Raw genomic sequence first — 12,677 nt, 5'->3', positions numbered from 1 at the left:
AAACGTTGCTCGTTGTTCAGTTTTCAAAGAACAATCTTCATTCCAGCGCTTCGGCTTATCGCCTCTTTCGCTTTCGTCCACCGCGTCTCTCAGCGGCGACTCATATAATATATCACGACCACCAACAGCATGCAACAGGTAAAAAATTACTTTTTGAATTTTATTCTTTTTTCTTCTCTCTACATGTAGGAAACCCTTTTAGCATAAGCTTTTCGGCCAACAAAACCTCATGTTATTTGATTTAATTCAAACAACCTACCCGATCGTTATTATTTAATAGACGTTGTCAATGTATCAATAGTACATCGGCCTCATCAGGCCATCTGCTTATCCAAACAACAAAAGAGGATCGAGTCCAGACTTGCCGTCTAGGATTCGATCCTTCTTATAGTAACACGTTAGCTTAGTTGCTGCGCTCACGCATATGAGGGAACAATAGCACATCACGGATAGACGGTGCATTCGTCAACAGCATAACGAGTCGATCGACACCGATACCAAGTCCACCTGTTGGCGGCATGCCGTATTCCAATGCACGAATGAAGTCATCGTCCATTTCATGTGCTTCATCATTACCGTGCTCACGCTCTTCCAATTGCGCCTCAAAGCGTTGACGCTGATCAATTGGATCATTAAGCTCGGAGAATGCATTCGCATGCTCACGCGCAACGATGAACAGCTCGAAGCGATCTGTGAAGCGTGGATCCTTGTCATTCTTCTTCGCAAGCGGAGAAATTTCAACCGGATGACCCGTTACGAATGTAGGCTGAATCAATGTTTCTTCTACGAACTCTTCGAAGAATGCATTCAGAATATGACCGAATGTGTAGTGCGGCTCTACCTTCACATTGTGTTCCTTCGCTATGCGATGCGCTTCTTCATCAGTCATCTGCGCAGAGAAATCAACGCCTTTTACTTCTTTAACTGCATCCACCATCGATACACGGCGCCATTGCGGCGTCAGATCAACTTCGTGGTTCTGATACTGGATCTTCGTTGTACCTAACACTTCTTGTGCAATATGCGCAACCAGATTTTCCGTCAGGTTCATGATATCGTTGTAATCTGCGTATGCCTCATATAATTCAATCATCGTGAATTCTGGATTGTGGCGTGTTGAAATCCCTTCGTTGCGATATACGCGTCCGATTTCATACACTTTCTCCAATCCGCCTACGATCAAACGCTTCAAGTGGAGCTCAATCGCAATACGCATGTAGAGTGTCATGTCGAGTGCATTATGATGCGTGATGAACGGACGCGCCGCCGCACCACCAGCAATTGCATGGAGTGTCGGTGTTTCCACTTCCAAGTAGCCATGGGAATCCAAATAGCGACGCATCGATTGAATAATGCGCGAGCGAGTGACGAACGTCTGCTGAACATCCGGGTTCATAATCAAGTCAACATAGCGCTGACGGTAACGCATTTCCACGTCCTTCAAGCCATGATATTTTTCTGGAAGCGGCAAGAGCGACTTCGACAAAATCTCAAGCTCCAGCACTTTAATGGACAATTCACCTGTCTTCGTTTTGAATACCGTACCACGAACACCAATGATGTCTCCTAGGTCAAGCAGGCTGTAAGCTTCAAATTTCTTCTCATCGATTGTATCTTGACGAACATAAATTTGAATACGGCCGGACAAGTCCTGAATGTGCGCAAAGCTAGCTTTGCCCATACCGCGCTTTGCCATGATACGCCCTGCCAGGCTGACCTCAATGCCGGATTCCTGAAGCTCTTCCTTCTCCATCCCGTCATACTTATCCAACACTTCTTTGGCAGTTGTTGTACGCTCGTATTTTGTACCGAACGGATCTACGCCCAGCTTCCGAAGCTCGTCCAATTTGTTGCGGCGAATTTGCAGCAATTCACTTAATTCCGTTTCTTGATTGACGACGTCCGTCATTTCACTCCACTCCTTGTATACATTAAATCGCAATATTCCATGATATATGATAAATGCTTGAACTGAACTTAGCTTTCATGTTCTTTCATTTCTTTTCATGAAAAAGAGGGAACATTGCCCACACTTCATCATACCGCTCATTTGGTGAAAAAAGCTTCCATGTATGGAAGCTTTCATCCCAACTTCTCATGCTTGGCGCTGCATGCTGCGATACCGCAGATGATTAGCGCTTAATCTCGAGAATTTTGTATTGAATCACACCTGCTGGAACGTTCACATCCACAGTTGTGCCCTTTTGCTTACCCAAAATTGCTTTACCTACCGGGCTTTCATTCGAAATCCGGTTCTTCAATGGATCGGATTCAGCAGTACCGACAATTGTATATTCCATCTTGTCGCCGAATTCCAAGTCTTCTACGATAACAGTAGATCCGATGCTTACGATATCTGTATCAATTTCATCGTTGTTAATAATGCGCGCGTTGCGAAGCATTTTTTCCAATGTAATGATACGACCTTCAATGAATGCCTGTTCATTCTTCGCATCTTCATATTCGGAGTTCTCGCTGATGTCGCCGTAGCCGATCGCTACTTTAATCCGCTCTGCCACTTCACGACGTTTAACGGATTTGAGGTTTTCAAGCTCATCCTCCAGCTTCTTCAGACCGTCCTGGGTCAGAATGACTTCTTTATCGCTCATCTTACCGATTCTCCTGTCATGATATATTTCGCATCCAGCCTCAGGGCCGCCAACAACGATCGATGCGAATGCAGCCGATGCGAATGCTATAGTTCATCATATGGCTTGATTGCCACATCATGACTCCACAACTTGGTCGTTCTTTGTCATACATAGCCGTGTAATATACACCAAGCCCGAGGCCAATTTTCTATTGTTGAATTATATGGGATGGATTTGCAAAAGTCAATGAGACAGCACATGCCCTTGAAAACGCTTCGATACCCTGAGCGTGCGCCCGCAACAGCTTCTATTGTGCCATTTACTGTACCGTAGATTCAGCCTCTTGCTTCTCATTCACTTGACGTACATACTCCTCCAGCATGCGGGCAACTTCGTCGCGACGTGTCTCTTCCATGATGGCATCTTTCACACGCGCGGCAGAAGGCAATCCCTTCAAGTACCATGCCAGATGCTTGCGCATCTCCTTCACCGCAACCTGCTCGCCTTTAAGCGCAATGAGGCGATCCATATGAACAAGCGCAATACGAACCTTCTCTTCTGCAGATGGATCTGGGAGCAGCTCGCCAGTCGTCAAATACTCAATCGTGCGGTACAGCATCCACGGATTGCCCAGTGCACCGCGTCCGATCATGACGCCGTCGCATCCTGTTTCTTCCAGCATACGCTTCGCGTCTTCCGGAGAGAACACATCCCCGTTGCCGATAACCGGAATTGAGACATTTTCCTTAACTTGGCGGATATAGCTCCAGTCCGCTTGACCGGTATACAGCTGCTCGCGCGTACGTCCATGCACGCTAACCGCTTGACCGCCAGCTCGCTCAACTGCCTTAGCATTTTCCACGACATAAATATGATCGTGATCCCAGCCGATTCTCATCTTAACCGTAACTGGTTTATCGACAGCATCAACAACGGCCGACACCATCTCGTATATTTTCTCTGGGTTAAGAAGCCAACGGGCACCTGCATCGCACTTCGTGACCTTCGGTACAGGGCATCCCATGTTGATATCAATAATATCGGCATTTGAATCTTTATCGACAATTTTGGCAGCTTCGACGAGCGATTTGCGATCCCCGCCAAAAATCTGCAGACTAAGCGGCTTCTCCCGATCATCTACATACAGCATCTCGCGGGTACGCTCATTGCCATGTACAAGAGCCTTGTCACTAACCATTTCTGCGCATACGAGTCCGCAGCCGAATTCCTTCGCAATGAGACGGAAGGCAGGGTTGCACACCCCTGCCATGGGCGCAAGCACAACTTGGTTTTTCATTTCGATATTTGCAATTTTCAGCATAGCTCGCACTCCTTTCAACTCTATCCTTATCCATGAGACCCCATAAGCCTCACAGTTATATATAAAACAGGATTACCAATGTTCCATTTTACCGAAAGGAACCCGGTGATGCCAGTTCATCATGTGAAATATTTAATTGCTTGCAAATTTCATTCATCATCTGTTCATCGATTTTTCGATGTCCCCGCTCGATTTCACCGAGCACAGATACAGAGATACGCACGCGATCAGACAATTGCTGCTGTGTTAATCCCCTAAGCTTGCGGAAAGCCCGGATTCGCTTGGCCACTTGCAAGGACTCCACTTCCGAATACCTTCCTTCCCATCCAGTGTTCCCAAGGCATGATGAACGAATGCGTGCAATTCGACAGCCGACTCCGGAACAATATCAGCAAGCGGCACGAGTACGAACAGCCGCTCTCCCATACGAGGATGCGGCAATGTAAGCAGGTCTGTATTCCACGAAGTCTCGCCCATCCACAGCAAATCCAAATCAATGATGCGCGGGCCCCAACGAACATCCCGCACGCGCCCCATTTGCTTCTCAATCGCAAGCATCGCCTTCAGCAGCTCATCAGGCTGCAATGTTGTCCGAACACAAGCCGTCATGTTTAGAAAGGCAGGCTGATCCTCATATCCAACCGGATCGGTCTCATATATTGCAGAGCAGCTTGCAACATGTATTTGTCCATGTCCATGCAGAAACGACAATGCATCATACAAAGCCCGCTCCCGTACGCCAATATTGGAACCGAGCGCAATATAAGCAGTCTGCTCTCCAGTATGTGTCACCGTCTCGCTATCCATTCCTGCGAAGTCCAGCTTTATTTCGCGATGCTTCTTCTTTACTTCATTCATCTGTTATGCCTCGCTCCCGGTTGGGTTCGCTTCCGCCCGAACTCTCGTCATTTCAATCGTTACGCCTCGGAAATGAATGTCGAACGGTGGGTGAGGCTTTGTCACGCGAACGGTTGCTTCTCTGATTAGCGAATACGTCTCTAGGAGAACAGCTGCAATACGTTCTGTAATCGCTTCGACAAGCTGGTAGGATTCCTCTTCGACAATGTGCTTAACCGTATTGTATATTTCAGCATAGTTAATCGAATACTCCAACTGATCAGATCTACCAGCTTCGCGCAAATCTACCTGCAAATCTAGATCGACAATCCAGCGTTGTCCCAATTTCCGTTCCTCTTCAAATACACCATGGCGCCCGAACAGCTCCATTCCGTGCAACTGCATACGGTCAGGCCGCGATACTTTTGTACTTACCATCACTATTCTCCCCTTCTACACCAATTTAGGGTTATGTTATATCATTATTGCTCCGCAGCTTCCATCCGTTCTCTCGGGTATAACATAGCATCACACATACGAACGGTCTGCACGATTTCCCCTACATCATGCACGCGCACAATCTGGCAGCCCTGTGCCACGCCAATTGATACGGTAGCTGCCGTCCCGTGAATCAAAGCATCCACCGGAAGCTGAAGCGTCTCGCGAATGAACCGCTTGCGTGATGTCCCCAGCAATACGGGGTATCCGAGTTCAACAAGCTCATCCAAATGGTGCATGAGCATCAAATTGTCCTCGTAATCTTTCGCAAATCCGATTCCCGGATCCAGCCATATATTCTGATCTTCAACACCAGCCGTCTTCGCAATTGCCACACTCTCCAGCAGATCCCTCTTTACATCATCTACATAACGTTCGTATTTCCGCTCCGGGCGGTTGTGCATCAAAATGATAGGGCAACCATAGTTAGCAGCTACACGGGCCATTTCCGGCTCGCGCTTGCAGCCCCAAATATCATTTAGAATATGCGCTCCCGCTTCTAAAGCCCGTCTACCGACTTCCGCCTTATACGTGTCAATAGACAATGGAATATGGGGCATTGCTTCTTGAAGCGCCTCAATCACGGGAATTACCCGCCGTAGCTCCTCTTCCTGCCCAACTGGTTCATGGCCGGGTCGCGTGGACTCTCCGCCAATATCGATAATGTCCGCTCCCTGCGCAACCATTTCCTTTGCGTGTGCCAACGCACGATCTATTCGATCATAACAGCCTCCGTCGGAAAAGGAATCTGGCGTTACATTTAATATACCTTGCACCAAGGTTCGCTTGCCTAAAGTCAATTTAGCCTGATCCCATGTATACGTGTGCTTCCAAAACGTCGGTTGCAACATACTTGCATCCCCTCTCTACCGTCCTGGATGGTCGGATTGGTACATGCAATCCAACTGCCTAGACACGGCATATTAAATCCCCTAAGGGCTCGTGTAATTCCTACTCCGGTCTATATGATGCGTACAGTGGTGGCGCGATACAAGCTCAACAGCATACGCGTGCAATCGCCCGCTTGCCCGCCGCCCAATTGCTTCGCCTGACCTTCCGTATCAATGAGGGAAGTAACCGGCACCAGCTCTTGCACCGAGGTTGTTAAGAACACCTCATCTGCATGCCAGAGCCGCTTCCATTCATACTTCCCTTCCTCTACATCGATATTCGCTTGTCCAGCAAGCTCAATAACCCACTGTCTTGTAATGCCTGGCAGTATGCCAGTCGATAAATCCGGTGTATATAGACGTCCATCCTGTACAAAGAACACATTGCTCACAATGCCTTCCGATATATGACCGTTCTGATCCAACATAAGACCTTCCGCTCCTTGCGCAGAGCTATTCAATCGCACCAGTTCGCGCTTAGCAACGATATTATTCATGTATTGGCCCGACTTAAAGCGAACATCTGCTTCTGGCCCGTTTCGTCTTGTATGAAGCAACTGCAGCGGCTTTCCCTGTTCATACAGTTCATCAAGGAATGCAGGCAACGGCTTCACTAGCACGAGCACATTTGGGCGTACATACTCTCCGATCGGCAGCCCAAACCCATTCTCGCCTGCACTCACGGTATAACGAACGTACGCTTCTTTCAAGCCATTCGCATCCATGACCTCTCGTATGTGGCGCTCTACCTGCTCTATCTGTATGGTATCCATCCTATAATCAATGCCAAGTATATTGCAAGCCGATGTCAGCCGTTCCATATGCCGTTCCAGCAAAAATGGCCTTCCTCCATATGTTCGCATCGTTTCAAACAAAGTCATTCCGTATAAAAAGCCGTGGTCCATTACCGAAACCGCGGCTTGATCAACTGGTACTACCTTCCCATTCCACCCGATGATATCCATTTAGCTGCCTACCCTCTTCTTCAAGAAGTTGCGCAGCATCTGATGTCCATGATCTGTAATTATGGACTCCGGATGGAATTGAACTCCCTCAATCGGATATTCCTTGTGTCGAAGACCCATAATTTCGCCTTCTTCCGTAGTAGCTGTAATCTCAAGGCAATCGGGCAGCGACCCCCGATCCACCAGCAGTGAATGATATCGTGTTGCTGTAAATGGACTAGGAAGCCCTTCAAAAACAGACTGCTGCTCATGATAAATAGGGGATGTCTTTCCGTGCATCAATCGTTGTGCCCTTACAACCTTGCCGCCAAAAGCCTGTCCGATGGCCTGATGACCTAAGCATACGCCAAAGATAGGAATCTTACCTTTAAAATGCGCGATTACGTCCAATGTGATCCCCGCTTCATTTGGTGTGCATGGCCCAGGCGACAGCAGCAAATGATCGGGCTGAAGCTTCTCGATACCTTGAATGTCGATCTCGTCATTGCGATATACTTGTATCTCTTCTCCAAGCTCTCCTAAATACTGTACCAGGTTATACGTAAAAGAATCATAATTATCGATAACAAGTATCATGCTATGCTCATCCTCTCTCAGTCGTGCCGATCAGCACGCCTTCACTAATCTAGTCTCCCCGCTCCATCATGTCGCGTTCGCTCAGCTGCACAGCTTTCCACAAGGCCTTTGCCTTGTTCCAGCTCTCCTTATACTCGCGCTCTGGATTGGAATCGATAACGATACCCGCTCCCGCTTGAATATGTCCGACACCATCCTTCACTGTCATGGTACGGATAATTATATTAAATTCCATGTCGCCATTATAGTCAATCCAACCGAATGACCCTGTATACGGACCTCTGCGAACAGGCTCCAGTTCCTCAATGATTTCCATCGTGCGTACCTTGGGTGCTCCTGTAATCGTCCCCCCTGGAAATGTCGCACGAAGCACATCAAAGGCATCCTTGCCCGCCGCCAACTTTCCCTTCACTTCAGATACCAAATGCATCACATGCGAATAATACTCGATCGCCATCAGCTCTTCAACCCGTACAGATCCATACTCTGAAATACGACCAACATCGTTGCGCTCCAAATCAACGAGCATAATGTGCTCCGCCCGTTCCTTCTCGTTCGTACGCAGCTCCTCCGCCATACGCGCATCCTCTTCTAGATTATGCCCTCTGCGTCTCGTACCTGCGATTGGACGAGTGCTGATCTCACCTTGCTTCATGCTAACCAGCAGCTCTGGAGAACAGGATACGAGTTGGAAGTCTGGGAAACGGAGCAAGCCCATGTAGGGAGATGGGTTTAGCACCCTCAGCCATTCATAGAGCCGTTCCGGGGTTTCGCGCAGGGTTCGCGTCTGTCTCATGGAGAGGTTTACCTGAAATACATCGCCCTGACAAATATACTGTTGGATCTGCCTTACAGCCTTCTCGAAATTCTCCTTAGGGAATGCGGTCTGTACACCTTGCAGTGCATCCATTTCAAGATTATGGTCTTCTTTCAACCATCGTTGGCGACGCTGCACAGCCTCCTTCGTCTTCTCCGTATTACCAGCTTCCCACCATGTGTCCCACTGCTCCTTCATCTTGTACGCACGCTGTTCAGCAAGCGCATAGTGTACTGAAGCCCACTCAACATTTTCATCAAGAGATCCACATGCGGTCGAGCCATTCGCTGCTTGGCGCTTGGACATCGATATAGAAGACGAGTCGGATTCTGTCATGACTGCACAATACAATGCCTGTTCCTTATGATCAATGATCCAGAGCTCATTCATTTGCATAAATACAAAGTCCGGCAAATTCAGGTCATCCTCTGCTAGCTCGGGAAGCCGTTCGATCGATCTGGCAATATCATAGCTTATATAACCAACACATCCGCCAGTGAAATCGGGCAGTCCTGTGATTCGAGGCGCTCGATAAGGAGACATCCATTCCTTCAACATTTCTAACGGGGTCCCCTCATGCGTCAGCTCAGTTCCGTCTGACATTATAACCTGAGCCGTACGTCCCTTCCCCCTTATCATAGATGCAGGATTTATCCCTACAATTGTGTAGCGTCCACCCTTACCACTCTCAAGTACAAAAGTGTACGATCCAGCTCCCGCCCATGCAGACTCCCAGGAAGAGATATGCGTGCTTCCTGGCTCCAGATCATATTTGGTCACATAAGGAAGTATCGTATATTGATTATCGATAAAACGGTGCCATTGCTCCCGTGCAATAAGCGCCTGTCCACTTACCACTGCTGATTCAATCACATTTCCACCTCTTTATCCTAATCCATCATCCCTGTTTATCGATCCCAATTCCTCCTGGATGATAAACGTCATCAGATTACTGATTAGTATAAACAATGGGGCTTCGGATGAAAAGACGACCGTCTTACATTTTTTGCATTTTACCGGATATAAAAATCCCCTCATCACAGTCCTGCGCTCAGCAGCCTTCGCTACCGTACACGTTACCGGATAAGGGGATACATGCGTTAATCTTCGAAATTAAATAACGGTGTGCTCAAGTAACGCTCTCCGTTGCTTGGAACGACAGCGACAATGCGCTTGCCGGTTCCCAACTCCTTTGCAATCTGCAGGGCAGCATAGATCGCTGCACCAGAGGAAATGCCGACTAAGATGCCTTCCTCCTTCGCAACGCGACGCGCTGTTTCAAATGCATCTTCGTTTTCAACCGTAATAATCTGATCGTAGATATCGCGGTTTAAAATATCTGGTATGAAGTTAGCTCCAATTCCTTGGATTTTGTGCGGCCCCGGCTTGCCTCCAGACAATAATGGAGATGCCGCTGGTTCGACGGCCGCAATTCGGATTCCAGGGAAGTTCTCCTTCAGCACTTCACCTGCTCCCGAAATCGTTCCTCCGGTGCCAATTCCTGCGATAAACGCATCCAGCTTGCCATCCAACGATTGAATAGCTTCGACAATTTCCGGACCTGTCGTTTCTCGGTGAATCTTCACGTTCGCTTGGTTTTTAAATTGTTGAGGAATGAAATAAGTAGGGTTCTCTTGTGCTAGCTCTTCCGCCTTGCGAACCGCACCGTTCATCCCTTCTGCTCCCGGAGTCAAAACAAGCTCAGCTCCATAAGCTCGCAGGAGATTGCGGCGCTCGATGCTCATCGTCTCAGGCATAACCAGAATGGCCTTATATCCTTTCGCAGCAGCCACCATTGCAAGACCAATGCCTGTATTGCCGCTTGTTGGCTCTACAATTGTATCCCCAGGCTTCAAAATGCCTTCTTGCTCGGCAACCTCAATCATACTTATTGCTATCCGGTCTTTAACACTAGAGCCCGGATTCTGATATTCCAGCTTTACATAGATTTCCGCGCTATCTTCCGGTACAATTCGATTCAGACGTACAAGTGGAGTATCCCCGATTAGTTCGGTTACGCTATTGACGATTCTTGGCATAGAGAGCCCTCCCATAGGTTAATAGGAATTAAATTTATATTTCCGACTAATTCACTAGGTTTTAATCAATATTAGCAAGCCATTTGTCGAATGTCAATAGACCTCCCAAAATTATTCGCTATTCTCTCGATAAGAGGCAGAAAAAAAGCAGCCCGCCAGAATAAGTCATCTTATTCTGGCGGACCGCCATTCATGCCATCTCACTCAGTTGTAAATGCTGTGTCTGCAATGGCTGCGCCATACTTCTCACGTAATGCTTTTCGCCACTGCACCAATGGTGGAGTTTTCTCTAACGCGATTTCTTTACGAACACGCTCTCGCATTTCGTCATGCTGTTCAGGCCTAACTTCCCTCTTGCCAACCAAATTAATAATGGCATAGCCATCCTTAATCTTAACTGGCGGAGAAATGTCGCCGACATCCATCTGAGACACTTGATTCAGCTCCGCATGATCCAAGAATGGATCATCCTCATCGATCCAGCCCATTCGTCCACCTTGCTGTGATGAGAAGGAGTCAAGCGAGAGTTCTCCCGCGAGTGAAGGGAAATCTTCGCCTTGCTTAATACGATCAAGAATCGCTTCAGCATCGGTTTTGTTTGATACCGTAATATGTGCTACTTGATAGGAGTTTACAGGTTCATACTCGCCCTTATGTTCACGCATATACTCGTCGATATCAGCATCACCAATATCAATGCCGTACGTTGCGATTTTTTCCAATAGGAGTTGATTGCGCATGTCTTGACTCAATTGCTCTGGGCTCATTCCCAGTTGTTCTTTCATGGCTTGAAAGTAAGCTTCCTCACTCTCATAACCCTTCATTTGACGCTTAATCTCTCGGGTAACTTCTTCGGAAGTCACCTCAATACCTAACGACTTCGCCTCTTGGTCTGCCGCTCGGTTCGTCAGCATCTGCTCCAGCACTAACCCACCGTACTGCTGCTCCAATTCTCTATTCCATTGTGCACGCGTAATCTTATGCGTTCCTACTGACGCAACGACGGATGAGGAATCGGAGGAAGCAGCCTCGGGTGACTTGACCGGGACGTCAAGCCGTAAAATCAGAATGCCTGCAAGCACAATTACACAGGCAAACAGTACAATAATGCAGCCCCATAAGCTCTTGACTTCTCTCGTCATATCGCTTGCTTCCCTTACCTCGTATTTCCTTTAACGCGCCTGCGCTTACACTTCCCTTATGACTGCTTTTTCTTTGTCGCTGCCGCAACCAGTTTCTCTAAATCATCACGATTGAATTTGTATGACTCATTGCAGAAATGACATACAACTTCTGCCTTGTGATCTTCATCGATAATCGTCTGCAGTTCTTCCTGTCCCAAGCTGATAAGCGTACTCTCCACGCGTTCTCTTGAGCACTGGCATTGGAATACAATCGGCATCCGATCCATAATGTTTACGTCCTTCACGATCCATGTTACGAGCTCATCAAGCTCCATACCTTGATCAAGCAAAGCTGTTACCGGCGGCAGCATGCTTAATGATCGCTCAATTTCGGTAATCTCTCCATCAGACAAACCTGGAAGCAACTGGATAATAAAGCCGCCTGCATGAAGTACCGAGCTGTCCGTATCGACAAGCACACCAAGTCCAACTGCGGATGGTGTCTGCTCTGATGTTGCGAAGTAATACGTAAAATCTTCTCCCAGTTCTCCCGAAATAATCGGGGAGCTTCCACGGTAAGGCTCCTTCAAACCTAAATCCTTCGTAATATGAATGAAACCGCTGCGGCCTACTGCTCCCGCAACATCCAGCTTGCCTTCAGCGTTGCTTGCCAAATGAACTTGGGGATGCGTAACGTAGCCCCGAACCTCTCCACGTGCATTGGCATCTGCAACGACTTGTCCGATAGGACCGTCTCCCTTTACCTGAACCGTGAGCTTCTCCTCACCCTTCAGCATAGCACCCATCATTGCTGCAGCAGTTACCGTACGTCCCAATGCTGCTGTTGCCGTTGGGTATGTACCATGACGACGTTGCAGCTCATTGACCAATCCTGTCGTGCGCGCCGCAAAAATACGAACCTTCCCACCCAGTCCAGTTCCACGGATAAGCATATCTTGAGCTGCACCTTGTGTGACGTTCTGTTGTTCCTTACTCTCTTCCATGAGTGCCTCCTGTTG

At 48.0% G+C, this 12,677-nt stretch carries 14 protein-coding genes; 1 reads left to right on the top strand and 13 read right to left on the bottom strand.

Going from position 1 to position 12,677, the window contains the following annotated elements; translation table 11 throughout:
• A partial coding sequence (locus NO352_RS22225) for a hypothetical protein (protein WP_289356784.1) occupies window positions 1-245 on the top strand: 245 nt, incomplete at its 5' end.
• Window positions 246-403: 158 nt separating this feature from the next.
• On the opposite strand, the gene lysS is transcribed toward NO352_RS22225, so the two are convergent.
• The 13 genes from lysS to hslO form a co-directional block, all read right to left on the bottom strand.
• A complete protein-coding gene (gene lysS, locus NO352_RS22220; protein ID WP_005545602.1) occupies window positions 404-1,909 on the bottom strand; it encodes a lysine--tRNA ligase in 1,506 nt (501 codons plus the stop codon).
• Window positions 1,910-2,132: 223 nt separating this feature from the next.
• The gene (gene greA / locus NO352_RS22215; RefSeq protein WP_005545600.1) at window positions 2,133-2,609 is read right to left on the bottom strand and encodes a transcription elongation factor GreA; all 477 of its coding nucleotides are present in this window, start codon (window positions 2,607-2,609) and stop codon (window positions 2,133-2,135) included.
• Window positions 2,610-2,910: 301 nt separating this feature from the next.
• Window positions 2,911-3,912, bottom strand: coding sequence for a tRNA dihydrouridine synthase DusB (dusB, locus tag NO352_RS22210; protein WP_005545599.1), 1,002 nt, complete (start codon window positions 3,910-3,912; stop codon window positions 2,911-2,913).
• Window positions 3,913-4,000: 88 nt separating this feature from the next.
• On the bottom strand, window positions 4,001-4,201 hold the full coding sequence (locus tag NO352_RS22205; RefSeq protein WP_268621183.1) for a helix-turn-helix domain-containing protein: 201 nt from the start codon (window positions 4,199-4,201) through the stop codon (window positions 4,001-4,003).
• Window positions 4,159-4,719, bottom strand: coding sequence for a 2-amino-4-hydroxy-6-hydroxymethyldihydropteridine diphosphokinase (gene folK / locus NO352_RS22200; protein WP_051135103.1), 561 nt, complete (start codon window positions 4,717-4,719; stop codon window positions 4,159-4,161). The genes NO352_RS22205 and folK overlap by 43 nt, the downstream gene beginning before the upstream one ends.
• Window positions 4,720-4,773: 54 nt before the next feature.
• Complete coding sequence (folB, locus tag NO352_RS22195; RefSeq protein WP_005545594.1) at window positions 4,774-5,187, bottom strand: dihydroneopterin aldolase; 414 nt, start codon at window positions 5,185-5,187, stop codon at window positions 4,774-4,776.
• A 44-nt stretch (window positions 5,188-5,231) separates the two neighbouring features.
• Complete coding sequence (folP, locus tag NO352_RS22190; protein WP_289356783.1) at window positions 5,232-6,098, bottom strand: dihydropteroate synthase; 867 nt, start codon at window positions 6,096-6,098, stop codon at window positions 5,232-5,234.
• Window positions 6,099-6,208: 110 nt separating this feature from the next.
• Window positions 6,209-7,102 carry an aminotransferase class IV gene (locus tag NO352_RS22185; RefSeq protein WP_005545589.1) on the bottom strand — a complete coding sequence of 298 codons (894 nt, stop codon included), beginning with the start codon at window positions 7,100-7,102 and terminating at the stop codon, window positions 6,209-6,211.
• Window positions 7,103-7,678 carry an aminodeoxychorismate/anthranilate synthase component II gene (gene pabA, locus NO352_RS22180; protein WP_289356782.1) on the bottom strand — a complete coding sequence of 192 codons (576 nt, stop codon included), beginning with the start codon at window positions 7,676-7,678 and terminating at the stop codon, window positions 7,103-7,105.
• Window positions 7,679-7,727: 49 nt separating this feature from the next.
• A complete protein-coding gene (locus tag NO352_RS22175; protein ID WP_289356781.1) occupies window positions 7,728-9,368 on the bottom strand; it encodes an anthranilate synthase component I family protein in 1,641 nt (546 codons plus the stop codon).
• 227 nt (window positions 9,369-9,595) lie between these two features.
• Complete coding sequence (gene cysK, locus NO352_RS22170) at window positions 9,596-10,534, bottom strand: cysteine synthase A (RefSeq protein WP_163979498.1); 939 nt, start codon at window positions 10,532-10,534, stop codon at window positions 9,596-9,598.
• A gap of 200 nt (window positions 10,535-10,734) precedes the next feature.
• Window positions 10,735-11,676: a SurA N-terminal domain-containing protein gene (locus tag NO352_RS22165; RefSeq protein WP_005545578.1), complete on the bottom strand. Its 942-nt coding sequence runs from the start codon at window positions 11,674-11,676 to the stop codon at window positions 10,735-10,737.
• 56 nt (window positions 11,677-11,732) lie between these two features.
• Complete coding sequence (hslO, locus tag NO352_RS22160) at window positions 11,733-12,662, bottom strand: Hsp33 family molecular chaperone HslO (protein WP_005545576.1); 930 nt, start codon at window positions 12,660-12,662, stop codon at window positions 11,733-11,735.
• Between the last annotated feature and the right edge of the window lie 15 nt (window positions 12,663-12,677).

This window comes from Paenibacillus sp. S-12, assembly GCF_030363895.1.
Lineage (GTDB): Bacteria > Bacillota > Bacilli > Paenibacillales > Paenibacillaceae > Paenibacillus_B > Paenibacillus_B alvei.
Note: the sequence above shows the minus strand (reverse complement) of the source record. Positions and strands in the feature narration are given on the sequence as shown.